This is a genomic window from Mesorhizobium shangrilense (genome assembly GCF_040537815.1).
Lineage (GTDB): Bacteria > Pseudomonadota > Alphaproteobacteria > Rhizobiales > Rhizobiaceae > Mesorhizobium > Mesorhizobium shangrilense.
Genome location: NZ_JBEWSZ010000001.1, coordinates 1,784,761 through 1,810,408, shown reverse-complemented (window position 1 = coordinate 1,810,408; position 25,648 = coordinate 1,784,761). Strand labels below are relative to the sequence as shown.

Sequence of the window (25,648 nt, the reverse complement as noted above, 5' to 3'; positions counted from 1 at the left end):
CGGCAGCTTCAGCCCAGCCGCGACGACCAGACTGGAAACAGGTCGCCGTCGGCTGGCATCGCGGCATGCACGCCGCGGCTGACGGCGCGCGCCATGGTGGCGCCGGCCGTCGCGTAGAGGTCGATGGCGTCGTTGGGCGAAAGCTGGATGCCGCTTTTGCCCGTCGCCAGCGCAAAGACGAGATCGCCATCGGCGGGTGTGTGCGCCGGCCAGATGGCGCGCGCGAAACCATCATGCGCCGATATCGCCAGGCGCTTGGCCCCGGCCTTGGTGAGGATGGCATCGGTGGCGATGATGGCAATGGTCGTGTTGCCGCCGCCGATGTCGCCGATGTCCTTGTCTCCCACCTTCCTGTCGCGAAATTTCAGCAGGATCTTCCTAGCGTCGTCAGGCATTGGCGAGGGGTAGCCCAGTCCCCCGAACTCGTCGCCGATCTCGAAAGGTGCCGCCCAGAAATGGCGGGTTCGGCCTATCGTCACCGAACCGGTAGGATTGACGGCGGCCAGCGCGCCGATGGTAATGCCGCTGTCGAGCACAGTGGAGGCCGAGCCGAGGCCACCCTTGAGCCCGGAGGTCAGTGCGCCGGTGCCTGCGCCGACCGTGCCGAGTGCAAAGTCGGTGGTCGCGGCCTGCACCGCTTCGTAGCCGAGATCGCGATAGGGCGGATAGCGGCCCCAATCCTTGTCGCCGCCATTGCGCAGGTCAAACAGGATCGCCGCCGGCACGATCGGCACGCGAAACCCGCCGACCTCCAGCCCAACACTGTTTTCGCGCAAGGCTGCCTGGACGCCGGAAGCAGCATCGAGGCCGAATGCCGAGCCGCCGGAAAGCACCAGGGCATGTACGATTTCGACCGAATTGTGCGGCTCGAGCAGATCGGTCTCGCGCGTTCCCGGTGCCCCGCCCAGAATCTGGACCCCGGCCACAGCAGGTTCGTCGCACAGAATTGTCGTCACGCCGGACTTCAACCTTGTGTCGGAAGCGTTGCCGACGCGCAGCCCTGCAACGTCCGTGATCAGATTGCGCGGACCGGTTCTAAACATCAGTTGCTTTCCAAGGGCACAAAACGCGTGCCGTCGAAGCGGAAGACACGGTAGGGGCTCTGGCTAAGGTCGCCTTTCCCGTCGAAGCGGACCGGCCCGATCGCGGTCGTGAAGTCATGCCCTGCCAGCACCTCGGCCAGCGGTCTGGCCGGGGTTTCGGACAAGCCTGACGCTGCCTTGGCGATCTCGATGGCCGCATAGGCCGGCAGCGTATAGCCGTCCGGCGCGATCTTCTGGTCGGCAAAGGCCTGGAGCACCTTGGGGTTGGCGACGTCAGCCCACTCCTGCGGCGCGATCATCAGAGTGCCCACCGCATAGGGCACGTCGCCGGGCGGTGCGCGCAAATTTTCGCCGCCTGCAAACACGATGCCCGCATTGAGCTGCGCCGCATCACGACCCATGATGGCGATGTCATCGCCGTCGCCGCCGGCGAATACATGCGTGGCGCCGGCCTTCTTCAGCCTGCCGATCAGGCCGATCTGGTTGTCGAGTTGCGGCCGGAACGTGTCGACGAACACCGGCTTCAGCGCGGCCTGCTCCGCTGCGGCGCGAAACGTCTCGGCCATTTCGCGACCGTAGATCGTGCCGTCGTCGATGATGGCGAACAGCTCATCTTGCCACAGACGAGTGAGGGAAGTGGCGACTGCGTTGCGCTCGTCGTCGCCGCGCGGACCGAGACGATAGACCGGCCAGCCTGTCTTGGCACGCCGGTCAGTCAGGCTCTCGGTGCGCACGCCCACCGTGATGACCGGTATGTTGGCGTCCTTCAGGATCGGCAGCGCCGCCTCGATGGCATCGGTGCAGAGAAAGCCGACGACCATATTGACCTTGGCCGCCGCGAATTCCCTGGCGGCCGCCGCGCCACCGTCGGCCGTGCAGGCGTCATCCACAGTCTTGAAATCGACGCCGTTCGCCTGTGCCGCCAGCGTGGCGCCCGTCTCGATCTGTTTGCCGAGGATCACCGATGGTCCTGACAAGGGGGCGGCGATGCCGACCAGCAGCGCCTGAGCACCCGCACCGCCGGCCAGAGACAGCCAGAGCAGCAGTGCTATTGTCGTTGTCCCCGGTCGCATTGTGTCGAAGCATTCCTCCGTACCGGTCACGCGTATCCCGGCACCCTTGGTGCAAAGACCTAAAGACAGTCCGGCCTTGGTGCAACACGCGAATTTCCGGATATGTGCCAAGCACTTCGCTTGTGGCGTGCCATATGTCGCAATATATAGCGGGTTGGGTTCTGACTGTGGAAAATCACCCGTGCTGAAGAAGAACGACATCGGGCCGCAGGCCTATCGCGATGCGATGAGCCATTTTGCCGGCCAAGTCCATGTGGTCACCACCGACGGCCCTGCCGGCCGGCGCGGTGCGACGGTGATTGCCGCCTGTTCGGTTTCGGATACGCCGCCGACCATCCTGGTCTGTCTCAATCGCGAAAACCCCAAGAATGAGGCTTTCGTGACGAATGGCAGATTCGCCTTGAACACGCTGGCCTCGCGCCAGGAGCCGCTTTCGATCGGCTTTTCCGGCATCACCGGCCTGCCGGTCGAGGAGCGTTTCGCGCTTGGCGAGTGGGATGTGATCTCGACCGGCGCCCCGACGCTCAAGGGCGCGCTCGCGGTGTTCGACTGCGAATTGATCGACACCAAGGACTTGGCCACCCATCGTGTGCTTTTTGGCAAGGTGACAGGCCTGCGCATCGGCGATAATTTGCGGCCGCTGATCTATCACGACCGCGCCTACCACGTTCTGTAACGGGCTGGCTGCACTTACGGAGAGAGAATGACCGAGCTGACACCGCGCGCCGTGCCGCGGACGATCGACGAGACGCTCGATCTTCTGACCGGCGCGGACTATGTCGCGGACCGCTCGCTGGCAACGGTGCTGTTCCTGTCGCTGCGCATGAAGCGCCCGCTGTTCCTGGAAGGGGAAGCCGGTGTCGGCAAGACCGAGATCGCCAAGGTTCTGGCCCAGTCGCTCGGCCGCCGGCTGATCCGCCTTCAGTGCTATGAAGGCCTCGATGTCTCATCGGCCGTTTACGAGTGGAATTATGCGGCGCAGATGATCGAGATCCGCATGGAGGAAGCGGCCGGCAAGGTCGATCGCTCCGACATGGAGCGCAACGTCTTCTCCGAAAAATACCTGATCCGCCGCCCGGTGCTGGATGCGCTGACAGGCAAGACCGGTGCTGCCCCGGTCTTCCTGATCGACGAACTTGATCGTACCGACGAGGCGTTCGAGGCGTTCCTGCTCGAAATCCTGTCCGATTTCCAGGTCACGGTGCCCGAACTCGGTACGATCAAGGCGGAAGAACCGCCGATCGTCATCATCACAACCAATCGCACCCGCGAAATTCACGACGCGCTGAAACGGCGCTGCCTCTATCACTGGGTCGACTATCCGAATGCCGAGCGCGAACTGGAGATCGTCCACCGAAAAGTACCGGAGGCCAATCGTCGCCTCTCCGCCGAAGTGGTTTCGTTTGTGCAGAAGCTGCGCCAGATCGAGCTGTTCAAGATGCCGGGCGTCGCCGAGACCATCGACTGGGCTGGTGCGCTGACCGAACTCGACAAGGTGGCGCTCGACCCGGAAACCGTGTCCGACACGATCGGCGTGCTGTTGAAATATCAGGACGACATTGCCCGCATCGAACAGGGCGAAGGCCGGCGGATCCTCAACGAGGTGAAGGCCGAGCTTTCGGCCGCGGAGTAAGGCTCATGGCGCGCCCCGAACCCAGAGAAGCGACAGTGGACGGGCGGATCGCTGATAACATCGTCTACTTCGCCCGCGCGCTGCGCAAATCGGGCATGCGGGTCGGACCAGCCTCGGTCAAGGACGCGATCGAAGCCGTCCTGGCCGCCGGTATTGGGTCCCGCGACGATTTCTATTGGACGCTGCACGCCGTGCTGGTGTCCCGGCACGAGGATCACGCCACGTTCGACGAAGCCTTTCGGCTGTTCTGGAAATCACGCGAGCTGATCGAAAAGATGCTGGCGATGTTTTCGCCGGTGGCTCCCGACAACAGGGAGAAGCAGAAGCCGCGCGCGGCGGAAAGCCGTGTCAGCCAGGCTATGTTCGAAGGGCATCAGAAAAACCAACCGGTTCAGGAGATTCCCGAGATCGAGGTCGATGCCCGTTTCACTTTCTCCGGCAACGAGGTGCTCAGGGGCAAGGACTTTGCCCAGATGAACGCTACCGAGATGGCGGACGCCAAGAAGGCGATCACCCAGTTGCGGCTGCCATTCGATCTGGTCACGACCCGGCGCTTCAAGGCCGATGCGCATGGCCGCCGCATCGATCCGCGCGCCATGATGCGCTCGGCGGCGCGCACTGGCGGCGAATTGATCCTACCGAAATTCCGGTCCCCGCGCGAGGTCCATCCGCCGCTGGTCGTGCTTGCCGACATATCCGGCTCGATGAGCCAGTACACGCGCATCTTTCTGCATTTCCTGCATGCGCTGACCGAGAAACGCCGGCGCGTGCATGCCTTCGTCTTCGGCACGCGGCTCACCAATCTGACGCGTCAGATGCGCCATCGCGACCCCGACGCCGCACTTGCCGACTGTTCGGCTGCGGTCAAGGACTGGTCGGGCGGCACCCGCATTGGCGACACGCTGGCCGAGTTCAACCGGCTGTGGTCGCGGCGCGTGCTGGGGCAGGGCGCTGTGGTGCTGCTGATCACCGACGGGCTGGAGCGCGACGATGTCGCCGGCCTGTCGGAGGAGATGGAGCGTCTGCACAAATCCTGCCGGCGGCTGATCTGGCTGAACCCGCTGCTGCGTTTCGATGGCTTCGAAGCCCGAGCCCGGGGCGTCAAGGCGATGCTGCCGCATGTCGACGAGTTCCGCTCGGTGCACAATCTCGATGCGTTGGCTGATCTGTGCGCGTCGCTGGACAAGAAGTCGGCGCAGTCGGTCGATCCGCGCCGATGGATGGAAGCTGGCGCGAGGCGCGCCGCATAGCCATATGTTTCCCCAGGCCAAAAACAGACTTCAGGAGAAACGGTGATGGAAAACAGCATCTATCTTGATGAAGCTCGTGACCCGCTGATCATCGCCGAGGGCTGGATGAAGGACGGTAAGGACGTTGCCATTGCCACGGTGGTGGAGACCTGGGGCTCGGCGCCGCGTCCTGTGGGCAGTCATCTTGTCATCGACGCGGAAGGCAATTTCCATGGTTCCGTCTCGGGCGGTTGCGTCGAAGGCGCGGTGGTCACCGAAGCCATCGATGTCATCGACAGCGGCAAGGCGAAGATGCTGGAATTCGGTGTCGCCGACGAAACCGCCTGGCAGGTCGGTCTTTCCTGCGGGGGACGTATCAAGGTCTATGTCGAGCGGCTGGGTTAGAGCATGATCCCAAAAAGTGGGAACCGGTTTTTGGATAAGAGCATGCTCAAAAAAGAGAATTCCCAATGGATCCTTATGCGCTGAAAACGCTGAATGCCGAACGACGCGCCCGTCGTGCGGCGGTTCTGGTCACCGACCTTGGCGATGGCCGCGACCGCATCGTGCGGGAAGGCGATCATGTCGCCGGCGAATTGGGGGATGCGATCGTCAGGGCGTTTCGCACCGGAAATTCAGGTTCGGTCGAAGCCGAGGGACGCACTTTTTTCCTCAACGCGCATCTGCCGCAGCCGCGCCTGATGGTGATCGGTGCCGTCCACATCAGCCAGGCGCTGGCACCGATGGCGAAAATCGCCGGCTATCCCGTGGAGATCATCGATCCGCGCACCGCCTTCGCCACGCCCGACCGCTTTCCCGACGTCGCGCTGTATGCCGAATGGCCGCAGGATGTGCTGAAGCGCCAGCCGCTCGACAGCTACACGGCGCTGGCCGCCGTCACCCATGATCCGAAGATCGACGACTTCGCGCTGAAAGCCGCGCTTGACGCGAAGTGTTTCTATGTCGGCGCGCTCGGCAGTCGAAAAACCCATGCCAAGCGCGTCGAACGCCTGCTGGCATTGGGTGCTACCGCCGAGCAAATCGCCCGCATCCACGCGCCGATCGGTCTCGACATTGGCGCTGCCAGCCCCGCCGAGATCGCCGTCGCGGTGCTGGCGCAGGTTGTCCACGCCTTCCGTGCGCGCGGTCTGCTGGCCAAGGGCGTAGCGGCGTGAAGTTTGGCCCGATCCCGATAGAGGCGGCCGAGGGTGCGGTATTGGCGCATGCCACCACCGCCGGAGAGCGTCGTTTTCGCAAGGCGCACAGGTTGAGCGCCGCCGACGTCGCCCTGCTGAAGGCTTCCGGTGTTTCGCGGATCGTCGCGGCTGTGCTTGGCGTGGATGATCTTGGCGAGGACGCCGCCGCGCAAAAGATCGCCGAAAGCATGGTCCATCGCAACGTCGAGGCGAATGCCGCGGCGACTGGCCGCGTCAATCTCTACGCCAGGGCAGCGGGCATATTCACCGTCAATGCCGCGATGATTGACGCGATCAACGCTGTCGATGCGACGATCACCATCGCCACGTTGGCCCAGCACGCCCCGGTCGAAAACGGCCAGATGGTCGCAACGGTGAAGATCATTCCCTTTGCCGTCGCCTCTTCGCTGGTCGATGCGGTGACGAAAATCTGCGGCAGCGGCGAGATTTTCGCCGTCAATGCCTATCAGCCGGTGCGGGTCGGCGTCATCCAGACGGTTCTGCCCGGCATCAAATCCAGCGTACTCGACAAGACGCTGCGCGTCACCGAAGCACGCCTGGCGCGCTCGGGCGGCAGACTGACAACGGAGCGCCGCACGCCGCATGAGATCGAGCCGGTTGCTGCGGCCGCGGCTTCGCTGGCTGCAGACAACGACATGGTGGTCATCTTCGGCGCGTCGGCGATGAGCGATTTCAAGGATGTCGTTCCGGCGGCGATCGAGAAAGCCGGCGGTACCGTCATTCGTGCCGGCATGCCGGTCGATCCCGGCAATCTTCTGGTGCTGGGAACGCTTGCCGGCAAGCGCGTCATCGGCGCGCCGGGATGCGCCCGCAGCCCCAAGGAGAACGGTTTCGACTGGGTGCTCGACCGGCTGATCGCTGGTCTCGATGTGACGGCCAAGGATATTGCCGGCATGGGCGTCGGCGGGCTGTTGATGGAGATCCCGACCCGGCCGCAGCCGCGCGAACCGCTGCCGGCCAAAGCCCCACTCAATGTCGATATCGTGCTCCTGGCCGCCGGTCGCTCCAGCCGCATGGGTGGCCCGAACAAGCTGATGGCGCTGTTCGACGGCAAGCCGCTGGTACGCCGCACCGCCGAGCGCGCGCTCGGCTCGAAAGCTTCGGGTACGATCATCGTCACCGGACATCAGCACGAGCGTGTGCGTGCCGCGCTGGCTGGACTTGAGCTGACCTTCGCCGACAATCCGGACTTCGCCGAGGGCCTGTCGACGTCGCTGAAAGCTGGAATCGCCCATGTCGGAGGCGATGTCGCCGGTGCCATGATCGTCCTCGGCGATATGCCGGGCGTGTCATCCGCCGATCTCGACAGGCTGATCGATGCATTCCGCAAGGCCGGAGGCAATTCGGTGGTTCGTGCCTCTCACGATGGTCGCCGCGGCAACCCGGTGCTGCTGCCCCGTTCCCTGTTTGCGGCGATCGCTCATCTCGAGGGCGATACCGGCGCCCGCCATCTGGTCGAGGCCGGAGGCCTCGAGGTCATCGATGTCGAGATTGGGGAAGGCGCGTCTGTCGATGTCGACACCCGCGAGGCGCTGGAAGACGCTGGCGGCGTGCTGCAGGATTGACAAACCCAAGCCGAATTACGCATGCCTGCGCCTATGTTTTCTCGCCTCCGATCTTTCTGTGTCCTTGTAGCCGCGACAGCGTTGTTGTCGTCTGCCGCCCAAAGTCAGACGCTGACGCTAAAACCCTTCAAGGACGACCTCTTCGCCTATCCGGCGACACTCTCGTCCGGTGACAATGGCGCCTATACGGTCTTCGACTACCGTGAAATGCGCGACATCAACGCCCGCGACGAGGTTCCGGAGCGGCGCGTGCATGCCCAGTATACCGATACCAGCGTGCGCAAGGTGCAGCAGGATCTGTCCCTGAAGACAGATGTGGGTGATGTCAGACACGTCGCCGTCGGCAAGACCGAGGGCGCCGGCATCATCGTGCTTTACCTGCACGGGCAGGGCGGCAGCCGCAAGCAGGGCGTTGACGACTTCACCTTCGGCGGCAATTTCAACCGCCTCAAGAATTTGATGGCCGAGAATGACGGTCTCTATCTGTCGCCGGATTTTCCCGATTTCGGCGACACCGGCGCCGCACAGGTAGCGGCGCTGATCGACCACTATGCCGGACAGTCGCCAGGCGCGAAGATCTTCGTCGCTTGCGGCTCGATGGGCGGCACGCTTTGCTGGAAGCTGGCCGCCCGCAAGGACACGGGCGGGCGCATCAATGGGCTGCTGCTGCTCGGCTCGCTATGGGATGAGAGTTTCTTCTCCAGCCCCGCCTTCAAGCGCCGGGTGCCGGTCTTCTTCGGTCAGGGCAGCCATGATGTGGTTTTCCCGGTGGCAAACCAGGAGGCTTTCTTCCGCTCCATCCTTGCCAAATCCAAGACCTATCCGACCCGTTTCGTCCGCTTCGAGACGGGCACCCATGGCACACCGATCCGCATGACCGACTGGCGCGGCACGCTCAACTGGATGCTGTCGAAGGCGCCGTGACAGTCGGCCGGTCGCACCGTGCCGTCGGCTTCCTCAAGGCGCGCTGTTGTAGTCGAGGATGGTCTGCGGGTTGACCTCACCGTCGTAGGACGCATCGACGTCATACTGCACCAGCGAGAAATTGCCGTTGCGGAACAGATAGGTGCCGGTTGACGAGGCATCGCCGACGCCACGCCATTTGGTGAAGGAGGTGATGGTCTTGGTGGCGTCGTCATATGTCGAATTGACGGCCTGGTCGTCGGTCTGGAAGCCGATGATGTTGATCGCCTGCACCTTGCCTTCGCTGTTGTTGTTTTCATAGCGGATGTCGAGCGTGGGCGCGGCGAACTGCAATTGCCGCACACCGGCGACATCGTCCGCAATGTAGTATACCGAACTTTCATTGTAGGCGGCCATCGAGCAGAAGAAGCGGAACAATCGTGTCTCGCGGTCGGGATCGCTGGCCGCGGCGCCCGCATCCCTATAGTGGAGACTATAGGCATCCGGTTCTCCGCGCGGACCGCCGCCAGGCATTTCCTTGTCGCATTGGTCGCCATAGGTTGCGGCAAACGCCTTCTTGGCCTGTTCCAGCGCCGTGTCCTTCTTCGGTGGCCGCGGTCCATCGCCGCAGCTTGCCGGCACGGCATCGTCGAACGCGGCTGTCGCGGGCTTCAGTTCGCCCTTTTCGATATGGATCGGGTCGAACGGCGGTTCCTGGATCTGCGCGTTGACCTGGCGCACCGTATAGCAGCCGGCAAAGATCTTTTCGCTGCCATCCTTGGCTTTGGCGCGAATGGCGACTGGAACGGCGTAGTAGATGCTGCCGGCTGCCCCATCTTCGGATACGGCACCGGTTTTGACCTCCACCGCTTCAGTGCCGTCATAGCCCTTGACGAATGTGTCAAAGTCTTTAGCCGGCTTTGTTTCTCCGAAATAGCTCCAGGCGCGCGAGAATTCGTGCCGGTTGATGGCGCTGTAGAGCGAACGGACCACGGCTGCGGCATCTGTCCTGTCGTCGACATAGGGAGCTTCGGCGGCATGAGCGGTCTGGCCGATCACCGCAAGGGAGCAAAAAGCAGTCGCTGCGAAAAGGACGCGTCTCATCGGCGATCTCCACCTCGATGCGCAGAGTCTACCACGGGGATTGCGGCGACGTGGTGACGCCCCATTTGCCATGCTCGATTTGCCAATGCTTGAAAAATCGCGCGGGAAGGCGCTACGTCCCGTCCGGCAGTTCCAGCCCTGTAGGAGAATTCAAGTGACGATATCGATGTATGAGGCGTCCGTGCCGGTGTTTTCGGCCAGGCTCAAGGCGCTTTCCACCGTGCTGGCGACGGCCGAACAGAATGCCGTCGAACGCAAGATCGACCCGCAGGTGTTTTTGACCTCGCGGCTGGCACCCGACATGTACGCGCTGACCCGGCAGGTGCAGATCGCGACCGACCATGCCAAGGGCGCGCCGTCGCGGCTGGCCGGGCGTGAGGTGCCGAAATATGAGGACAATGAAGCGAGCTTTGCTGATCTGGAAGCGCGCATCGCCAAGACGGTTGCGCATCTGGCGACATTTTCGGCCGCCGATATCGACGGCTCGGACGACAGGATGATCGAGCTGAAGCTTGGTGGGCGCGAGATGTCGATGAGCGGCATGCAGTATCTGCTGCACCTGGCCATGCCCAACTTCTATTTCCACCTGACCACCGCCTACGACATCCTGCGCCACAACGGTGTGCCGTTGGGCAAGGCGACGTTCCTCGGGGCGCGTTGAAGGCAGATATATCGAGGTTTCCCGGTTCTGCCGGGAAACCTCACGCTCCCTGTCGCCTTAGCGTAGGGACATCTCGCGGGCGATACGCGGAAAGTCGGCGGGCTTGATGCCGATATCGGCGCGGTCGGCGCTGCTCATGGAGTGGAGCAGCGCAAGGGCCGAACGATAGCGCAGATGCTCCTGCGGACGCGGGCGGGTGAACATTTCAGTGAAGAACCCCACGATTCAGGCTCCTTTGTTGGTCCTCCCGAACCCCAGATATAGGTGAATCGTGACAATTGTGCAGTGCAGCATTTTGCATGGCTGCTATGTCCTGCTGATTCTTTCCATTTTATTTTTTGGTTCGACTGAAACTTTTGCAGCGCGCGGACCGTACGCTTTGATGCTGGCACATGGCCGGTTTTTCCTCGCCACTCCTGGCGAATTCCGGACTGCATGAAAGTGCAGTCCGGCTTTTTATCTGGGCTACTCATCCTCACCGAGGAAACGGCCAAACTCTCAAGATGATTGGCATTCATTTTTAACGAGCCGGTCCTATATGTTCGAGGTGTGGATCTTTGATGCACGGACTTGCCACAGGGGGAGGCTGACATCGGTACCAGCGCCAAGCGGGATTTCGCTTCGTTGCTCGACGATCTCTTTGTCGTTTCGGACAAGATCGATGAAGTCGGTGCTCGTCCTTCCATTCCCTTCGACTATCTTTCGGTGGCGGACGAACTCCACTCGGGCCGCATCAAGGTTTCAGGCGATACATTCACCGCCGAATACCGCGAATCGGGCGCCGATCTCGCGAGCGAATTCGCGGCACTGCTTGATCATGCAAAGCTGACGCTCGTTGGCGAAGAGCCAAAGCCCGAAGAGAAACTGCCGCCGATCGATCCCGAATCGATCGCCGTCGAGCTTGGCCTCAACCAGCCGAAACAGGCCGCCGATTTCGGCCGCATACGCCGCAGCTTTGCCTTCTCGAACCATCCCGATCGTGTCGCCCCGCATTTGCGCCAGCGCGCCATGATCCGCATGCAGGTGGCCAACATGCTGATCGACGAGGCCAAGCGGCGGGCGCTGGCCGGCGCGAGGCGCTAAAACTCTGCAAATTGCGATATCCGCATGGTTCCGGGCTTGGAGAAGGTCCGGGCTTTCGACTATGCTTGGGCTCCTTCCAGCGCCGTCGCGCCCAAGATTCCCCGTCGGAGAATATCCCATGCACAAACGCCGTCTCGGTCGGACCGATCTTCTTGTCACCCAGATTTGCCTGGGCTCGATGACCTGGGGCCAGCAGAACACCGAGGCTGAAGGCCACGCCCAGATGGACCTGGCTTTTTCTCGCGGCGTCAATTTCATCGACACCGCCGAGCTCTATCCCATCCCGCCCAAGGCGGAGACACAGGGGCGAACTGAAAAGATCATCGGCAGCTGGATGAAGGCCAAGCGCAACCGCGACCAAGTGATACTGGCTTCCAAGGTCGTCGGCCGCACGGCCAACACCTGGTTTCGCGGCGACCGGCCTTCGCAATTGGTGCGCGCTGATATCTTTGACGCCGTCGACAAGTCGCTGGCCAAGCTCGGCACCGACTATCTCGACCTCTATCAGATTCACTGGCCGGAGCGGGACATTCCCTGGGGCGCCAACCCGACACGCGTCGGCGCCGTTGCGCCACGCTCCGATTCCGCTGGCGCGCCGACCGACGAGACGCCGATCGCCGAGACGCTTGCGGTATTCGAGGAGTTGGTGAAGGTCGGCAAGATCCGTCATTTCGGCCTGTCGAACGAGAGCTCGTGGGGCGTGATGCGTTTCCTCGGCGAGAGCGACAGGGGCGTCGGCCCCCGCGTCGCGTCGATCCAGAACGCCTATAATCTCGTCAACCGCACCTTCGAGGTGAACCTCGCCGAGGTCTGCGAGCGCGAAGAGGTGTCGCTGCTCGCCTATTCGCCGCTGGCGCAGGGCTATCTGACTGGCAAGTATGATCATGGTGCGCGCCCGCAAGGCTCGCGCTCGCAACTGTTCAATCGCGGCCAGCGCTACGAGACGCCCAATGCGGCGGAAGCGCTGCTCGAGTACAACGAACTGGCGCGCTCCTTCGGCCTGGAGCCGGCCCTGTTTGCCAACGCCTATGTGTCGAGCCGTCCATTCGTGACGTCGAACATTGTCGGCGCCACAAGCGTTGCGCAGCTCGACATGGCGCTGTCTTCGGTGGACGTTGTTTGGACCGAGGAGATGCAGAAAGCGGTCGACGCCATCCACCAGCGCGTTGGCAACCCTTGCCCTTGAGGCAAAGCGGCACAAAAAACAGAACTGATCGAGGGGGAAACATGACATTTCAGATCGACGCCTTGCGCGGGAAATTTCCAGCACTTGCCCTGACCGACAAGGGCCGCCGCCGCATCTATCTCGACAACCCCGCCGGCACGCAGGTGCCGCAAGCGGTGGCCGATGCGGTGTCGCGCTGCCTGCTGACCACCAACGCCAATCTTGGCGGCTTCTTCGAGACCACCATTGCCGCGCAGGCCGTCGTCGACGAGGCCCATCAGGCCATGGCCGATTTCCTCGGTGCCAAGAGCCCTGAGGAGATCATCATCGGCGCCAACATGACGACGCTGACCTATCACATGTCGCGTACGCTCGGCCGTACGATGAAGCCGGGCGACGAGATCATCCTCACCCGCATGGACCATGAGGGCAATGTTTCGCCCTGGCTGCAACTGGCCGAGGATCTCGGCCTCGTCGTGCGCTGGCTGTCGTTCGACGAAAAGACCTGGCAAGTCGAAGAGGCGACGCTGGCCGGGCTGCTTTCCGAGAAGACGCGACTGGTCGCGTTGAACTATGCCAGCAACCTGACGGGCTCGATCAACCGCGTGAAAGCTCTGACCGCCATCGCCAGGAAGGCCGGTGCTCTCGTCTATGTCGATGCCGTGCAGTTCGCGCCGCATGGCCTCGTGGATGTACAAGAGCTCGGCTGCGATTTCCTGATCTGCTCGGCCTACAAATTCTTCGGCCCGCACATGGGCATATTGTGGGGTCGGCTAGATGTCATCGATGGTCTGAAACCCTACAAATGCCGCTGCTCGTCCAACGGCCTGCCGGAGCGGTTCGAACTCGGCACGCCGCAGATCGAATTGATGGCCGGTCTCACCGCAGCCGTAGACTACTTCGCCGATCTCGGCGCCGCAGCGGGCGAGGGTGGTTCGCGACGGCAGAAGATCGCCAAAGCGTTCGAGGTCTCGATCGCTTACGAAAACCCGCTGGCGCAAAGGCTGATCGACGGCCTGTCCGATATTTCAGGCCTGACCATCCACGGCATCACCGATCGCAAGCGGCTCGGTGATCGTGTGCCGACAGTTTCCTTCACCGTTGAAGGCATCGTGCCGGAGACGATCGTGCGGCAGATGAACGCCGAAAACATCTTCCTGTGGTCGGGCCACAATTACGCCTGGGAGATCGTCCACCAGCTCGGCATTCCGGCCGAGCATGGTGTCGTGCGCATCGGTATCGCGCACTACAACACGGCGTCGGAAATCGACGAGACGCTGGAGAGCGTGCATCGGGTGATCGCCATGCTCAGGCAGCAGCGGTCCTGACGCTTGCCTGAACCCTCACCGCGCCTTGCCGCCGAAGCCGGTGAGGAATGCGGTGAGGTTCTTGCCAAGTTCATCGCAGAGATAGCCGCCTTCCTGGACGATGACCGTCGGCAGGCCGAGCTTGGCGATGGCCTCGCCAATGCGCGAGAAGCCGGGCGTCGTCACTGAAAGCCCGCCAAAGGGGTCACCCTCGAAGGCGTCGAGGCCGAGGGCCACGACCAGTGCGTCTGGCGAAAAGGCGCGGATGCGCTGGAACGCCGTCCCAAGTGCCTCCAGGAAGGCTGCGTCGGCGGATTTGCGCGGCAGCGGCAGGTTCAGATTATAGCCGAGGCCGGGTCCTTCGCCACGCTCGTCGGCATGACCCCAGAAGAACGGATAGAAACGCACGGGGTCGGCATGCAGCGAGACGGTGAGCACGTCCGCACGCGCATAGAAAATGCCCTGCGTGCCATTGCCGTGGTGCAAGTCGACATCGAGGATCGCCACGCGCGCCGCCGTCTTGCGCAGCACCTGTGCCGCGACCGCCGAATTGTTGATGAAGCAGAAGCCGCCGGCGACATCGGCGAAAGCGTGGTGGCCGGGCGGGCGGCACAGCGCGTAAGCGGCCGGCGCGCCCGACATCACGGCTTCAGCCGCTTCGACGGCGCTCCAGGCACTCCATAACGCGCTCTGCCACGTCTCGCCGGAGATCGGGCACGCCGTATCGGCCATGTGGTAGCCGGCCTGGCCGACCGCCGACGCAGGATAGGAACCGTTGCGCGCGATCGGGTGGATGTTCGGGATCACCTCTGCCGATGCACCTTCGATGCGCTCCCAGCGCGTAAAAATGTGCTCGAGGAAGTCGAGATATTCCGGCGTATGGACGGCCGAGACAGGCCCGAGCCCATGATTTCGCGGCCGCTCGATGGTGCAGCCTGCGGACTTTGCGCCGGCTAACAATCTCTCGACCCGCTCCGGCTTCTCCGGATTGGGCAGCGGTGCACCGCTGGAGAGAAAGGCCTTGGGATCGTGGCGCTTCTGTTCCTCGGCATAGAAGGCTTTCATTCCTGCTCCCCACTTTCCGGCGCGTCGGCGAAGGCAAAGAAGGCATCGCCAATGATCTTCTGCGTCTGCTCGTAGCTCGACCAGGCGATGCCCAGCCTTTCATAAAAAGCCTTGGCACCGTCATTGTCGGTGTCGACGGACAGCCTCAGATAAACGCCGCCTTCTTTCCGACATTGTGCCGCGACTTCTCGCAAAAGGCGTTCGCCGATCTTGCGGCCGCGAAAACGGTCCTCGACATAGAGGTCCTGCACGTAAACGCCGGGCCGTCCCATCCAGGTCGAGAAGATCGGGAAATGCAGGCAAAGGCCGGCGAACTCGCCGCCAACTTCGGCGATCAAAGTCGAGAAGGCAGGCTTTTCGCCAAAGCCGTAGGTTTTGAGGTCCTCTGGCGTCGAGATGATTTCCTCGGGCGCGCCAATGTGGGTCCCGAGTTTCAGGATCGCCCCGTGGATCGTTTCGACGTCGTCGATCCGGCCGGGCCGGATCAGGACGTCATTGGATGCTGGATTGATCACTATCGTATCTCAAAACGCCACCCGGTCGCCGCCCTTGAGCGCCAGCATGTCGCGCGCTTCGGCTGGCGTGGCAACTTCCAGCGACAGCCCATCGAGAATGCCACGGATGCGGCGCACCTGATCGGCGTTGGATTTGGCCAACTGGCGGCCGTCATAGAGACTGTCCTCCAGCCCGACGCGGACATTGCCGCCCATTGCTGCGGCAATCGAGATCAGCGGCATCTGTTGGCGGCCGGCGGCCAGCACCGAGAACTGGTAGCTGTCGCCGAACAGCTTGTCGGCGATGCGCTTCATATGGATGAGATTGTCAGGGTCGGCGCCGATGCCGCCCAAGATACCCAACACGAACTGGATGAACAGCGGTCCCGACACCAGTCCACGGTCGCGAAAATGCGCCAGGGAATAGAGATGGCCGACATCATAGCATTCAAACTCGAAGCGCGTGCCGCAACCCTTGCCCAGCCTCTCAAGCACGCCTTCCATGTCGGCGAAGGTGTTCTTGAAGATGGTGTCGCGGGTGGCTTCAAGCAGCTTTGGCTCCCATTCGTGCAGCCATTCCCTCGGCTTGTCGAGCATCGGGAAGAGAGCAAAATTCATCGAGCCCATGTTGAGCGAGCACATTTCGGGCTCGGCCCGCAGCGGTGCCGCCAGCCGCTGGTCCAGCGTCATCAGCGACGAGCCGCCGGTGGTGATGTTGATCACCGCTGACGTCGCCTGCTTGATGCGCGGCAGGAACTGCATGTAGACGTCCGGATCGGCGGTCGGGCGGCCGTCCCCGGGGTCGCGGGCGTGGAGATGCAGGATCGAAGCGCCTGCCTCCGCTGCCGCGATCGCGTCCGCCGCGATCTGGTCGGGCGTCACCGGCAGATAGGGCGACATTGACGGCGTGTGCACCGAGCCGGTGATGGCGCAGGTGATGATGACTTTTCGCGGCGCCATTTTTTCTCCTCAGCCTTCGACCGGAAGGTCGAGTTCGCTGGCGAGCGCCTGTAGCGAGTCGCCGATGATGGAGACGATCTCGCCGACCTGCTCTCGGGTGACGATCATGGGCGGCGCGACCATGAAATTGTCGCCGTCAACGCCGCCCTTGACCCTGCGGCCATAGATGATCAACCCGCGCTCGTAGGCGAGGTCGAGCAGCCGCTGCGTGGCTTTCTTGTTCTGGTCGATTGGTCGGAGCGTCTCGGGATCGGCAACCATCTCGGCCCCGGTCAGCAGGCCCTTGCCGCGTACATCGGCGATGAACGGAAAGCGCTTTGCCAGCCCCTTCAACCCGTCCATCAGCACGTCGCCCATGGCCGCGGCATTGGCGATCAGGTCGAGCCGGTCCATTTCACCGAGCACGGCGAGGCCGGCGGCGCAGGCCAGCGGATTGCCGGCATAGGTGTGGCCATGCTGGAAGCCGCCGGAAGCGAGCAACGGCTGTACCAGCCGCATGGGCGCTGCCAGCGCGCCAAGCGCCGCATAGCCCGAGCCCAGCCCCTTCGACAGCGCGACGATGTCGGGCTTGCAGTTCCAGTGGTCGCCGCCGAGGAATTTGCCGGTACGGCCGGCCCCGCTCATCACTTCGTCATGGATCAGCAGGATGCCGTAGCGATCGCAGATTTCGCGGATACGAGCATAATAGCTGTCCGGCGCCACCAGGGCGGCGGTCGCCGCGCCGCCGATCGGCTCCATGATGAAGGCCACCACGCTCTCCGGCCCTTCGGCCAGGATTTTTTCCTCGAGCATGTCGGCATAGCGGATGCCGCGCTGCTCCATCGAAAGATTGTCGCGGTCGCGCCAGGCGGTTGGCGCCGGCACGGTCGGCATCACCCGCATCATCGGCGTAAAAGTTTCGGCCAGCGCGTCGTCGCCGGTGATCGAGAGCGAACCCAGCGTGCCACCATGATAGGACGGGAAGCGCGTGATCACCTTCCAGCGGCTGGCCTGGCCGGTGGCGACCGCCCATTGCCGTGCCAGCTTGATGCAGGATTCCGTCGCTTCGGAGCCACCGGAGACGAAGAAGATGCGGTCCATGCCTTCCGGCAGCTTGCCGGCCAGTTCGCGCGCCAGCTCTTCCGCCGGCTCATTCTCGAAGTGCAGCCGATAGGCGAAGGTGGCGCGGTCCATCTGCCGCTTCATGGCGTCAAGTACATTGCGGTTGGAATGGCCGATATTGGCGACCATCGGTCCGCTTGATCCGTCGATGAAGCGGCGGCCATCCTGCGTCCACATATAGATGCCGTCGGCGCGGTCGATCAGCGGCCGGCGCAGGCTGGACAGATAGAACAGATGCGATTCTCGCCGGGCCTCGGTTGCTTGGGCGGCGATCTGGGTCTTCGACATGTCAGGACTTTCCAAGGTAGCGATCAAGGACATTCTGGGTGACGCGTTCGACCATCGGGTCTTGTCTTAGCAGGCCGGCAACCCATTCGCAGCTTCCGGCGTGGAACACCTCGCCCCTGCCGCGCGGGAAGTTGACGATCATGCCGTTGCCGCGCTTGACCTTGTCGAGATTGGCATCGGTTGCCTCACCAAACAGCGTTTCAGCGGTGAAGCGGCCGTCTTCGTCGGTGAGGAACTGGTCCTCGATCGGGATATCGGCGCTTTCCTCGACTTGGGACGCCATGCCGACCGCGAGAACCTGCAATCCGTCCGGCGCGCCGCTGGTCGCGGTGGGGTAGGGCAGGCCGCCGCGAATCTCGAAGTCGAGCCCGTCGACCTCGTAGCCATAGACATGGCTGTCGGCGCCGAGCAGGTCGCCATAATAGATGCCGGTGCCGGCAAAGGCCCAATGCTCGGGCCGGTAGACCGGAAAACCGCGCACGCCGCGCGGTGCGCAGCCGCCCCAGCCGGCATAGACGCCCCTGGTCGCGTTGAGGCCGAAGGTCGCCGAACCCGGCCGGCCGATTTCCGGCGCCTCCCAGGAATTGGTGGCGCGGGTCACGTCGCCGCCGCGATAGGCGGGATCTTCGGCACGGGAGCGGTACTTGTAGCAGACCTGCCGGCGGCCTTCGTCCTCCAGCCGCGTCTGCCACATGAAATTGCCGGCAAAACGCGCCGCATGGCCGCCGCGCTCGACATATCCGTCGACGGCATCGCGCATTTCCCAGGTCCAGTATTCGTCATGGCCGACGAAGACGGCGCAGTCATAGCCATCGAGAATATCCGGCGAGAAATGCAGATCGTGCTGGCTGGCGAGATCGACGCCATAGCCGGCGCGTTCGGCAAAGCGGAAGAAGTGGCTGTCATAGCTGGCCCAGCCGGACGAGGCATATTTCTTCGAATGTCCGGTGGCAAACGCCCATTCCATATGCGGATAGCGGGGCACGGTCTTCGGCGGCACGGCGACTTCCAGCGGCACGCGCGGCGCGCCCTTCGGCAGCACCGCAAAGCCCCGGCACCAGGGACGCTGCGTCGACACGGACGTCGCATATTGGTTGCGTTCCGGCCCGGTAATGCCCTGATAGTGGTTGGAGCCGCCCCAGGTGTTGTAAGCGAGCCAGGTTCCCGTCGCGGCCACCTGCAGCACGCGGCCGGGTTTGCGGCCGGGCAGGGGCGCAACGATAAAGATATGGTGGCATTGGATCGGCCTGCCGTCGCGGCCATCCGCGGTCAGCGTCAGGCGGTAGGCGCCCGACGGCCAATCATCGCCGACGCGGAATTCGAAAGAGGCTTCCCAGCCGCAGCCTTCGACCGAACATTGGTCCGGACTGTCCTGCCAGCGCGCCGCGATGCCGGCCTTCTGGAACAGCTTCGTTTCGGTCGCGCCGTCCCGGACGATTTCCAAGCCGAACCTGGCAGCTGTTGCGCTGACATGCAGCGCCACCGTCTCGCCGGGACGGTATGAGCACCGATCGGTGTAGCACCAGATCTCGCCGCGCTCGCCATCCATGCCCGGCCATTCGTAATAGTGGCCGCGCACTGCCTGGCGTCGCTGGTCGGGCGTCAGCCCGAAATCGGGGAATTCTGTCGGAAGGCTGATCATGGTCTTGCTCAGGCTGAAAGATATTTCTTGAGGAAGGTACGGGTGCGCTCCATTTTCGGTGCGCGGAACATTTCGGACGGTGGGCCTTCCTCCACGACGGCGCCGCCATCCATGAACAGAACCCGATCCGCCACTTCGCCGGCAAAGCGCATCTCGTGCGTGACGATCAGCATCGTCATGTGTTCGGCGGCAAGCTGCTTCATCACGGCGTTGACCTCGTCGACCAGCTCCGGGTCGAGCGCCGAAGTGGCCTCGTCGAACAGCATCACCTTGGGCTGCATGGCCAGGGCGCGCGCAATCGCCACGCGCTGCTTCTGGCCACCTGAAAGCCGCGATGGATAGGCGTCTATCTTGTCGGCGAGCCCGACCTTGGACAGGAGGCTGTGCGCCAGCGCATGCGCGTCGCTCTTGCTCATGCCTTTGAGGATGGTGGGTCCCATGGCGATGTTCTCGAGTACGGTCAGATGCGGAAAAAGGTTGAAGTGCTGAAAAACCATGCCCATCTGCTGGCGCACCGTGTTGATATGACGTTCAAAAGCCTGGCCGCGCAAGGGCTGGTTGACCTGCACCCCATCGAGCCAGACTTCGCCGCCGTTCAGGGTCTCGAGATGGTTGATGGAGCGCAGCAGCGTGCTCTTGCCCGAGCCGCTCGGCCCGATGATCGCCACGATCTGCCCACGATCCACCGACAGGTCTATGCCTTTGAGAACTTCCATCGCGCCGAAGGATTTGCGTGCGCCGCGAACCTCGACCATTGGCCTCTGCGTGCTCATCGGGAAACCTCCACGCGCCGTTCGAACCGGCGCAAACCCGCTTCAAGCGCGAGGTTGAGAATGTAATAAAGCGCGGCCGCCGTGATGTAGAACTCGAACGGCCGGAACGTTTCGCTGATCGCCAGCTGGGAGGAATGGACCAGTTCCGCAATGCCGATCACCGACACGATCGAGGACTCCTTCAACAGCGCGATCATGTTGCTTCCGATCGGCGGGGCCGTGTTGCGGACAGCCTGCGGGATGACGACATAGCGCAACGTCTGCCACCTGCCGAAGCCGATGCTGCGCGCGCCTTCCGTCTGGCCGACATCGACTGCGACGATGCCGGCGCGAATGACGTCGGCATTGTAGACGGCGAAATGCAGTCCAAGCCCGACGATGCCGGCGGCAAGGGCGGGAATGTCGATACCGATCTGCACCAGGCCGAAATAGATCAGGAACAGTTGCAGCAGCAGTGGCGTGCCCATGAACACCCAGATTAAGGCACGCACGGGATAGGCAACGGTCGCCGGCGCGTAGAGCACGATGACCGCGAACAGGATGCCGAAGGCGAAGCTGAGTGCTCCCGCTGAGATCGTCAGCACGGCCGTCCACCAGGCGCCGGTCAACAAAAGGTCCCAGTAGGGCAGTACTACGGTGAAATCCAAGCCTTCCATGACGCTCTCCGGTCAGACGATGGCAAAGCGTTTGTCGAGCAGGTCGACGGTCCGCGCCACGGCGTAGACCATGACCATGTAGAGCAGGGCCGCGACGCCGAAGATCTCGAACGGCTTGTAGGTCGAGCCGATGAAGCGCTGGGCCGTATAGGTCAGTTCCACGACTGAAATGGTCGACACCAGTGCCGATCCCTTCAACAGAGCGACCGTATTGACGCCGAGTGGCCGTATCATCAGCCGGGCGGCCTGCGGCAGCACGACTTTGCGCAATGTCTGGAAACGGCTGAACCCTATCGTGCGGGCGGCCTCGGTCTGGCCCCGGTCGACGGCAATCAGCGCGCCACGGATCGATTCGGCCATGTAGGCGCCGATGTTGAGGCCAAGACCGATGACGCCAGCCGCGAACGGCTCCAGGTTGATGCCGATCTGAGGGCCGCCGAAGTAAAGCACGAAAAGCTGGATCAGGCACGGCGTGCCGCGAAACAGGCTGACATACATCGCGCCAACTGCCCGCAGCGGTGCGGATCTCGACATCTTGGCGGCCGCGGCGAGAGCCGCGACCACGAGGCCGAGAATCAAGGCCAGCGCCGTGATCTCGATCGTTACCCAGGCTGCTTCCACGAAGAACGGGAAGACGCGCCACATCAAAGAGAAATCCATGGGATCGTCCGGCGGGAGTTGCGCGCGGCTTCAGGTGGTGTTGGCTACCTGAAGCCTGACGAGGTTAGCGGATGTCGCTGCCAACCCACTGCTTGGAGATCTTCTCGTAGGTTCCGTCCGCCATCATGCCGTCCAGCGCCTTCTGCATGGCTGCCTTCAGCTCCGGGTTGTCCTTGCGGATGGCGATGCCGATGCCGACGCTGCCGCCTTCGATGCTCGGCGTGTCGAGCCTGCGGACCTTCTCGCCGGTTTCCTTGACGGCGACCATGACTGGAATGTTGTCGACGACGATGGCGTCGACGCGGCCAGCCCTCAGCTCCAGCAGCAGTTCCGGCAGGCCCTTGTAGGTGCGGACGTCCCAGCCGCCCTGTTGGCGCGCCCATTTCTCATGCGTCTCGCCCAGCGTCACGCCAAGGGTCTTGCCCTTGAGTTCGTCGAGGCTCTGCACCTTGGAATTCTCGTTCACGAAAACGGCGCGGCCGGCATGATAGTAGGGACCGACGAAATCGACGACCTTCTCGCGCTCCGGCGTTATGGTCATCGAGCCGACGACGGTGTCGTACTTCGTGGCCAGAAGGCCGGCGATGATGCCGTCCCAGGCCGTGGTGATGATGGTGCCCTTGACGCCGATGCGTTCGGCGATGGCCTTGCCGATATCGGCGTCGAAGCCGACGACCTCATTCTGGTCGTTGACGAAGTTGAAGGGCGGATACTGGCCGCTCATGGAAATCTTCAGCTCGCCCGCCGCCTTGATCTTCTCAAGGTCGTCAGCCCTCGCCGAAACGGTCGTGAAACTCGACGCAATCAACAAGGCGGCAACCGCGATGCCGGAAAATACTCTGTTCATGTGATTTCTTGATCCTCTGGATGGAGCGCGAAGTCTTGTTCTTGGGAGGCGTTGGGGCGCTCTCCTGATTTTCATGATTGCCTTTGCGATAGCATTGCGCAAATAGATAATGGGAATAGGGAGCATAGATCTGGGGAATGGTTGCGCGACCCGAACGGCTGGTCTGGGATCTCGACTGGAATCTCCTGCGGACGTTCGTCGTCATCGCGGAAGTGAAAAGCATCACCCGAGCCGCCGAGCGGTTGAACCTCAAGCAGCCGAGCGTCAGCAACGCGCTGCGGCGGCTGGAAGACCGGGTTGGCCGGCGGCTGGTCGAGCGCGATGCGACGCGTTTCGAGCTGACAGAGGTCGGTCGGCTGCTCTACGAGCAAAGCGTCGAGGTGTTCGGCACGATATCGCAGCTGCCGTTGCTGATGCGGGGTATCAGCGATGACGTCACCGGCCATGTCATCATCGCCACGGCAAGCCATGTCGTCTCGCCGATCTTCGACCAGGCGCTATCGGAATTTCACCGCAACTATCCGCGCGCCAGCATCACCATCTCGGTTGCGGCAAGCACCGAAGTTGCCAAGCAGGTGAAGGAGCGGCGTGCCTCCTTCGGCATCTGCCTGGTCAGCCAGCGTGATCCGGCGCTCGAATACACAATGGTCTATCGCGAATTCTTCGGCTTCTTCTGCGGCCCGCAGCACAGGTTCTTTGGGCGTGAAGGGCTGACGCTGGCCGATCTGCGCGGTGAGCCTTCCGTGTCCTTCCAGACCGATCACATTTCGGACGCTCTGCGGCCGGTGGCGCTGCTGCGCAGCGAAGCCAGGCTGAACGCCGATGTCGTCGGCGTGTCATCGAGCCTGGAGGAGGTACGGCGCATGATTGTGGCTGGGCTGGGAATCGGGCCGCTGCCGCTGCACGTGGCGCGCCGCGATGTGGTCGATGGAACGCTGTGGCGGCTGCCGCCCTATGATGCGCCGCCGGCCATCGATATCTTCCTGCTGGTCAATCCCGACAAGACGATGAACCGCGCGGAGAAGGCGCTGCTTTCAGGCTTGCATGCGATCATTGCCGAGACGCCGCTTGACGATCGCATTTACAATGCTTGAAAATCTGGCTTGAAGATTTGCCGGCTAAGTGATCAGGCCTGATCGATCAGCAGAGCCGACGCGCGCTCGCGCATGGCGTCTTCCAGAGGCACCGACGCACGCGCCGCAAGATCGAAGCGAACGCTGGTCGTCCTGCTGACTGCATGGACCATGCCGTCGAGTGTCCCCGACATCACTTGCTCGAAGGTGATGGAGGTGCGGCCGATCTTCACGACATGAGAATGGATGGTGATGAGCGCGCCGGCCTTCGTTTCATGCCGATAGTCGATCTCCGTGCGGACATCGGCCCATCCGGCTTCCGACGCCTGGTTGTCGTCCTGCCCGGCAATATGGCCGAGGAGCTGGAAGCTGGCATCATCGAACATCGCCGCGTAGTGGCGCACGTTAACGTGGCCCATCCTGTCGCACATCCATGGATGCGTTACGCCGATGAAGGTGACGAGAGGTTTGCTCATGGTCGTCTTTCTTGGATGCCCGCCATCAGCGATTGCGGACACGCAATATCGAAATGCGCGACAACAGGCAAACCGTCGGGAGCAGGCCGCTATCCCCGCATCTTCAAACCGAGCGGCCTTCGGCTCATATTCGTTAGCCGCGCCCTTGGCCGCCTTCAGTAAACCGCCTATCTCAGGGGAGGGCGGCGTTTTCCGCCACGGGGGTCGACATGCTGAGAGTGCAAAAAGTCAAGGTCGACGACATCTACGTGCCGACTGCGCGCAAGAAGACGCTGCATCCCGAGACGGTCCGGCATCTGGCCGAGGATATTCTGGAGAACGGCATGAAGACACCGATCCAGGTCCGTCACGACGGCAAGCGACATGTCCTCGTCGAAGGCCTGCATCGGCTGGAAGCGGCAAAATGGCTCGGCGAAACTGAGATTGACGCCTATCTGGTGCAAGCCAAGCGCCACTAATTCTTCAATTCGATGGCCGCATCCCGATGGTTCGCCGAATCTTTTTCGGGGGACGTGTCGGCTTGCGCCCGCGCCACTCGTCCTTGGGACGGAAATCAATCGAACCCGCTTTTTGCATGTGAGGAGACCATCATGACCACCAAGCTCGACATCGCCCCAGCCAACGACCGCGAAATGGTTCTGGCCCGCATCATCGATGCGCCGCGCGAGAACGTCTATCGCTGCTGGACCGAGCCGAAGCTTTTGACGCAATGGTTCGCTCCAAAACCCTGGACGACACCGCGCGCCGAGCTGGACGTGCGCACCGGCGGCTCGAGCCTCATCGTCATGGCCGGTCCCGACGGCAATGAGTTTCCAAATCCGGGCGTCTTCCTGGACGTCATTCCCGGCAAGAAGATCGTCTTCACCGACGCCTACACCCAGGCATGGCAGCCCTCCGAAAAGCCGTTCATGACCGGCGTGCTGACCTTCGAGGACGAAGGCGAGGGCAAAACCCGCTACATCGCTCGCGTCCGGCATTGGAGCGTCGCCGACCGCGAACAGCACGAGAAGATGGGTTTTCACGAAGGCTGGGGCCAGTGCACCGACCAACTCGAAGCTGTCGCCAAGGCGCTTTGATACGCCCAACGTCGTGCCGGTTGCTGTCGCGGAGCAAATAGCTTCGACGGGTCGCATCGCGATGGCCGATGTATATTCATCAAGGCTTTTCAATTGACCGAACCGCTTCTGAGGCTACGTTTCGGTCAATCTGCGAGGGGAAGGACCAGGACGATGGCGAAATACGAGGGTGGGTGCCTTTGCGGGGCGGTTCGATACCGGGCTGATGCCGCGCCGATCAATGAACGGGTCTGCCATTGCCGGCTTTGTCAGAAGGCAATTGGCGCCGCCTTCAACGCACGCGTCCTGTTTCGCATCGACGACGTGACGATCGAAGGGCCACTGGCAACCGTGAATTCATCGCCCGACCTCAAGCGCGGCTATTGTCCGCACTGCGGCACCACGATGTTTTCGCGGCGCGATGCCGCCGGCATCATCGGCATAACCTCCGGCTCGCTCGACGATCCTTCCTTCTTCAAACCGCAAATGCATATTTTCACGGCGTCGAAGCAGGCCTGGGTGCAGCTCGACGACGGCCTGCCGCAGTATGAAGGTGCGCCGCCACCGGCTTAGCG

Annotated in this window: 29 protein-coding genes; 15 read left to right on the top strand and 14 right to left on the bottom strand. The window is 62.7% G+C overall.

The genetic code is table 11. The features are described 5' to 3' along the window. Positions 1 to 8 precede the first annotated feature (8 nt). A complete protein-coding gene (locus tag ABVQ20_RS09175; RefSeq protein ID WP_354459189.1) occupies positions 9 to 1,043 on the bottom strand; it encodes a P1 family peptidase in 1,035 nt (344 codons plus the stop codon). Then, positions 1,043 to 2,116: a branched-chain amino acid ABC transporter substrate-binding protein gene (locus ABVQ20_RS09170; protein ID WP_354459188.1), complete on the bottom strand. Its 1,074-nt coding sequence runs from the start codon at positions 2,114 to 2,116 to the stop codon at positions 1,043 to 1,045. Before ABVQ20_RS09170 ends, ABVQ20_RS09175 begins: the two co-directional genes overlap by 1 nt. A gap of 181 nt (positions 2,117 to 2,297) precedes the next feature. Here ABVQ20_RS09170 and ABVQ20_RS09165 point away from each other — a divergent pair, with 181 nt between their 5' ends. The 7 genes from ABVQ20_RS09165 to ABVQ20_RS09135 all read left to right on the top strand — a co-directional run bounded on the left by ABVQ20_RS09165 (position 2,298) and on the right by ABVQ20_RS09135 (position 8,684). Next, positions 2,298 to 2,792, top strand: coding sequence for a flavin reductase (locus tag ABVQ20_RS09165; protein ID WP_354459187.1), 495 nt, complete (start codon positions 2,298 to 2,300; stop codon positions 2,790 to 2,792). Positions 2,793 to 2,819: 27 nt separating this feature from the next. Then, complete coding sequence (locus ABVQ20_RS09160) at positions 2,820 to 3,749, top strand: AAA family ATPase (RefSeq protein WP_227347875.1); 930 nt, start codon at positions 2,820 to 2,822, stop codon at positions 3,747 to 3,749. A 5-nt stretch (positions 3,750 to 3,754) separates the two neighbouring features. After that, entirely contained in the window at positions 3,755 to 4,999 is a 1,245-nt protein-coding gene (locus ABVQ20_RS09155) for a vWA domain-containing protein (RefSeq protein WP_354459186.1), read from the top strand. A gap of 45 nt (positions 5,000 to 5,044) precedes the next feature. Next, a complete protein-coding gene (locus tag ABVQ20_RS09150) occupies positions 5,045 to 5,383 on the top strand; it encodes an XdhC family protein (protein WP_065008152.1) in 339 nt (112 codons plus the stop codon). 65 nt (positions 5,384 to 5,448) lie between these two features. Beyond that, complete coding sequence (locus tag ABVQ20_RS09145) at positions 5,449 to 6,153, top strand: XdhC family protein (protein ID WP_354459185.1); 705 nt, start codon at positions 5,449 to 5,451, stop codon at positions 6,151 to 6,153. Beyond that, a complete protein-coding gene (locus ABVQ20_RS09140) occupies positions 6,150 to 7,760 on the top strand; it encodes an NTP transferase domain-containing protein (RefSeq protein WP_354459184.1) in 1,611 nt (536 codons plus the stop codon). The genes ABVQ20_RS09145 and ABVQ20_RS09140 overlap by 4 nt, the downstream gene beginning before the upstream one ends. Before the next feature lie 33 nt (positions 7,761 to 7,793). Next, on the top strand, positions 7,794 to 8,684 hold the full coding sequence (locus tag ABVQ20_RS09135) for an alpha/beta hydrolase (RefSeq protein ID WP_354459183.1): 891 nt from the start codon (positions 7,794 to 7,796) through the stop codon (positions 8,682 to 8,684). Positions 8,685 to 8,717: 33 nt separating this feature from the next. On the opposite strand, the gene ABVQ20_RS09130 is transcribed toward ABVQ20_RS09135, so the two are convergent. After that, positions 8,718 to 9,767, bottom strand: a complete 1,050-nt coding sequence (locus ABVQ20_RS09130) for a DUF1176 domain-containing protein (protein ID WP_354459182.1) — start codon at positions 9,765 to 9,767, stop codon at positions 8,718 to 8,720. A gap of 154 nt (positions 9,768 to 9,921) precedes the next feature. On the opposite strand from ABVQ20_RS09130, the gene ABVQ20_RS09125 reads away from it, so the two are divergent. Further along, positions 9,922 to 10,428, top strand: a complete 507-nt coding sequence (locus ABVQ20_RS09125; protein ID WP_354459181.1) for a DUF1993 domain-containing protein — start codon at positions 9,922 to 9,924, stop codon at positions 10,426 to 10,428. A gap of 57 nt (positions 10,429 to 10,485) precedes the next feature. On the opposite strand, the gene ABVQ20_RS09120 is transcribed toward ABVQ20_RS09125, so the two are convergent. Then, complete coding sequence (locus ABVQ20_RS09120) at positions 10,486 to 10,650, bottom strand: hypothetical protein (RefSeq protein WP_354459180.1); 165 nt, start codon at positions 10,648 to 10,650, stop codon at positions 10,486 to 10,488. Positions 10,651 to 10,998: 348 nt separating this feature from the next. Between ABVQ20_RS09120 and ABVQ20_RS09115 the strand changes: the two genes are divergently transcribed. The 3 genes from ABVQ20_RS09115 to ABVQ20_RS09105 all read left to right on the top strand — a co-directional run bounded on the left by ABVQ20_RS09115 (position 10,999) and on the right by ABVQ20_RS09105 (position 14,004). Continuing rightward, positions 10,999 to 11,511, top strand: coding sequence for a hypothetical protein (locus ABVQ20_RS09115; RefSeq protein WP_354459179.1), 513 nt, complete (start codon positions 10,999 to 11,001; stop codon positions 11,509 to 11,511). A 118-nt stretch (positions 11,512 to 11,629) separates the two neighbouring features. Next, complete coding sequence (locus ABVQ20_RS09110) at positions 11,630 to 12,697, top strand: aldo/keto reductase (RefSeq protein WP_354459178.1); 1,068 nt, start codon at positions 11,630 to 11,632, stop codon at positions 12,695 to 12,697. 41 nt (positions 12,698 to 12,738) lie between these two features. Next, positions 12,739 to 14,004 (top strand): cysteine desulfurase-like protein, encoded by a 1,266-nt coding sequence (locus tag ABVQ20_RS09105; protein WP_354459177.1) that lies wholly within the window; start codon positions 12,739 to 12,741, stop codon positions 14,002 to 14,004. 15 nt (positions 14,005 to 14,019) lie between these two features. Here the strand turns inward: ABVQ20_RS09105 and ABVQ20_RS09100 are convergent, their stop codons facing one another. The 9 genes from ABVQ20_RS09100 to ABVQ20_RS09060 all read right to left on the bottom strand — a co-directional run bounded on the left by ABVQ20_RS09100 (position 14,020) and on the right by ABVQ20_RS09060 (position 22,469). Then, on the bottom strand, positions 14,020 to 15,048 hold the full coding sequence (locus tag ABVQ20_RS09100) for a histone deacetylase family protein (protein WP_354459176.1): 1,029 nt from the start codon (positions 15,046 to 15,048) through the stop codon (positions 14,020 to 14,022). After that, positions 15,045 to 15,560, bottom strand: coding sequence for a GNAT family N-acetyltransferase (locus tag ABVQ20_RS09095; protein WP_354462147.1), 516 nt, complete (start codon positions 15,558 to 15,560; stop codon positions 15,045 to 15,047). Before ABVQ20_RS09095 ends, ABVQ20_RS09100 begins: the two co-directional genes overlap by 4 nt. A 12-nt stretch (positions 15,561 to 15,572) precedes the next feature. After that, positions 15,573 to 16,502, bottom strand: coding sequence for a 3,5-dioxohexanoate:acetyl-CoA acetone transferase (gene kce / locus ABVQ20_RS09090; protein ID WP_354459175.1), 930 nt, complete (start codon positions 16,500 to 16,502; stop codon positions 15,573 to 15,575). Between the two features lie 9 nt (positions 16,503 to 16,511). After that, the gene (locus ABVQ20_RS09085; protein ID WP_354459174.1) at positions 16,512 to 17,891 is read right to left on the bottom strand and encodes an aminotransferase family protein; all 1,380 of its coding nucleotides are present in this window, start codon (positions 17,889 to 17,891) and stop codon (positions 16,512 to 16,514) included. Position 17,892: 1 nt separating this feature from the next. After that, on the bottom strand, positions 17,893 to 19,533 hold the full coding sequence (locus tag ABVQ20_RS09080; RefSeq protein ID WP_354459173.1) for a N,N-dimethylformamidase beta subunit family domain-containing protein: 1,641 nt from the start codon (positions 19,531 to 19,533) through the stop codon (positions 17,893 to 17,895). Positions 19,534 to 19,541: 8 nt separating this feature from the next. Further along, complete coding sequence (locus ABVQ20_RS09075; RefSeq protein ID WP_354459172.1) at positions 19,542 to 20,306, bottom strand: amino acid ABC transporter ATP-binding protein; 765 nt, start codon at positions 20,304 to 20,306, stop codon at positions 19,542 to 19,544. Next, complete coding sequence (locus tag ABVQ20_RS09070) at positions 20,303 to 20,962, bottom strand: amino acid ABC transporter permease (protein WP_354459171.1); 660 nt, start codon at positions 20,960 to 20,962, stop codon at positions 20,303 to 20,305. Before ABVQ20_RS09070 ends, ABVQ20_RS09075 begins: the two co-directional genes overlap by 4 nt. A 12-nt stretch (positions 20,963 to 20,974) precedes the next feature. Continuing rightward, the gene (locus ABVQ20_RS09065) at positions 20,975 to 21,622 is read right to left on the bottom strand and encodes an amino acid ABC transporter permease (protein ID WP_354459170.1); all 648 of its coding nucleotides are present in this window, start codon (positions 21,620 to 21,622) and stop codon (positions 20,975 to 20,977) included. Positions 21,623 to 21,686: 64 nt separating this feature from the next. Continuing rightward, on the bottom strand, positions 21,687 to 22,469 hold the full coding sequence (locus ABVQ20_RS09060) for an ABC transporter substrate-binding protein (protein WP_354459169.1): 783 nt from the start codon (positions 22,467 to 22,469) through the stop codon (positions 21,687 to 21,689). A 137-nt stretch (positions 22,470 to 22,606) separates the two neighbouring features. Here ABVQ20_RS09060 and ABVQ20_RS09055 point away from each other — a divergent pair, with 137 nt between their 5' ends. Continuing rightward, positions 22,607 to 23,563: a LysR family transcriptional regulator gene (locus ABVQ20_RS09055; RefSeq protein ID WP_354459168.1), complete on the top strand. Its 957-nt coding sequence runs from the start codon at positions 22,607 to 22,609 to the stop codon at positions 23,561 to 23,563. A gap of 32 nt (positions 23,564 to 23,595) precedes the next feature. Here ABVQ20_RS09055 and ABVQ20_RS09050 read toward each other — a convergent pair whose 3' ends face one another. After that, positions 23,596 to 24,018, bottom strand: coding sequence for an acyl-CoA thioesterase (locus ABVQ20_RS09050; RefSeq protein WP_354459167.1), 423 nt, complete (start codon positions 24,016 to 24,018; stop codon positions 23,596 to 23,598). Between the two features lie 209 nt (positions 24,019 to 24,227). Here ABVQ20_RS09050 and ABVQ20_RS09045 point away from each other — a divergent pair, with 209 nt between their 5' ends. The 3 genes from ABVQ20_RS09045 to ABVQ20_RS09035 all read left to right on the top strand — a co-directional run bounded on the left by ABVQ20_RS09045 (position 24,228) and on the right by ABVQ20_RS09035 (position 25,646). After that, the gene (locus tag ABVQ20_RS09045; protein ID WP_013895829.1) at positions 24,228 to 24,476 is read left to right on the top strand and encodes a ParB N-terminal domain-containing protein; all 249 of its coding nucleotides are present in this window, start codon (positions 24,228 to 24,230) and stop codon (positions 24,474 to 24,476) included. A gap of 132 nt (positions 24,477 to 24,608) precedes the next feature. Next, on the top strand, positions 24,609 to 25,094 hold the full coding sequence (locus ABVQ20_RS09040) for an SRPBCC family protein (protein ID WP_354459166.1): 486 nt from the start codon (positions 24,609 to 24,611) through the stop codon (positions 25,092 to 25,094). 153 nt (positions 25,095 to 25,247) lie between these two features. Beyond that, the gene (locus ABVQ20_RS09035; RefSeq protein ID WP_354459165.1) at positions 25,248 to 25,646 is read left to right on the top strand and encodes a GFA family protein; all 399 of its coding nucleotides are present in this window, start codon (positions 25,248 to 25,250) and stop codon (positions 25,644 to 25,646) included. The last annotated feature ends 2 nt before the right edge of the window (positions 25,647 to 25,648 follow it).

Coding starts and splice junctions, on each gene's coding strand:
- ABVQ20_RS09175 (WP_354459189.1), bottom strand. CDS start 1,043: ATGTTTAGAACCGGTCCGCGCAATCTGATCACGGACGTTGCAGGGCTG.
- ABVQ20_RS09170 (WP_354459188.1), bottom strand. CDS start 2,116: ATGCGACCGGGGACAACGACAATAGCACTGCTGCTCTGGCTGTCTCTG.
- ABVQ20_RS09160 (WP_227347875.1), top strand. CDS start 2,820: ATGACCGAGCTGACACCGCGCGCCGTGCCGCGGACGATCGACGAGACG.
- ABVQ20_RS09155 (WP_354459186.1), top strand. CDS start 3,755: ATGGCGCGCCCCGAACCCAGAGAAGCGACAGTGGACGGGCGGATCGCT.
- ABVQ20_RS09150 (WP_065008152.1), top strand. CDS start 5,045: ATGGAAAACAGCATCTATCTTGATGAAGCTCGTGACCCGCTGATCATC.
- ABVQ20_RS09145 (WP_354459185.1), top strand. CDS start 5,449: ATGGATCCTTATGCGCTGAAAACGCTGAATGCCGAACGACGCGCCCGT.
- ABVQ20_RS09135 (WP_354459183.1), top strand. CDS start 7,794: ATGTTTTCTCGCCTCCGATCTTTCTGTGTCCTTGTAGCCGCGACAGCG.
- ABVQ20_RS09130 (WP_354459182.1), bottom strand. CDS start 9,767: ATGAGACGCGTCCTTTTCGCAGCGACTGCTTTTTGCTCCCTTGCGGTG.
- ABVQ20_RS09110 (WP_354459178.1), top strand. CDS start 11,630: ATGCACAAACGCCGTCTCGGTCGGACCGATCTTCTTGTCACCCAGATT.
- ABVQ20_RS09105 (WP_354459177.1), top strand. CDS start 12,739: ATGACATTTCAGATCGACGCCTTGCGCGGGAAATTTCCAGCACTTGCC.
- ABVQ20_RS09100 (WP_354459176.1), bottom strand. CDS start 15,048: ATGAAAGCCTTCTATGCCGAGGAACAGAAGCGCCACGATCCCAAGGCC.
- kce (WP_354459175.1), bottom strand. CDS start 16,502: ATGGCGCCGCGAAAAGTCATCATCACCTGCGCCATCACCGGCTCGGTG.
- ABVQ20_RS09085 (WP_354459174.1), bottom strand. CDS start 17,891: ATGTCGAAGACCCAGATCGCCGCCCAAGCAACCGAGGCCCGGCGAGAA.
- ABVQ20_RS09080 (WP_354459173.1), bottom strand. CDS start 19,533: ATGATCAGCCTTCCGACAGAATTCCCCGATTTCGGGCTGACGCCCGAC.
- ABVQ20_RS09075 (WP_354459172.1), bottom strand. CDS start 20,306: ATGAGCACGCAGAGGCCAATGGTCGAGGTTCGCGGCGCACGCAAATCC.
- ABVQ20_RS09070 (WP_354459171.1), bottom strand. CDS start 20,962: ATGGAAGGCTTGGATTTCACCGTAGTACTGCCCTACTGGGACCTTTTG.
- ABVQ20_RS09065 (WP_354459170.1), bottom strand. CDS start 21,622: ATGGATTTCTCTTTGATGTGGCGCGTCTTCCCGTTCTTCGTGGAAGCA.
- ABVQ20_RS09060 (WP_354459169.1), bottom strand. CDS start 22,469: ATGAACAGAGTATTTTCCGGCATCGCGGTTGCCGCCTTGTTGATTGCG.
- ABVQ20_RS09055 (WP_354459168.1), top strand. CDS start 22,607: ATGGTTGCGCGACCCGAACGGCTGGTCTGGGATCTCGACTGGAATCTC.
- ABVQ20_RS09050 (WP_354459167.1), bottom strand. CDS start 24,018: ATGAGCAAACCTCTCGTCACCTTCATCGGCGTAACGCATCCATGGATG.
- ABVQ20_RS09045 (WP_013895829.1), top strand. CDS start 24,228: ATGCTGAGAGTGCAAAAAGTCAAGGTCGACGACATCTACGTGCCGACT.
- ABVQ20_RS09040 (WP_354459166.1), top strand. CDS start 24,609: ATGACCACCAAGCTCGACATCGCCCCAGCCAACGACCGCGAAATGGTT.
- ABVQ20_RS09035 (WP_354459165.1), top strand. CDS start 25,248: ATGGCGAAATACGAGGGTGGGTGCCTTTGCGGGGCGGTTCGATACCGG.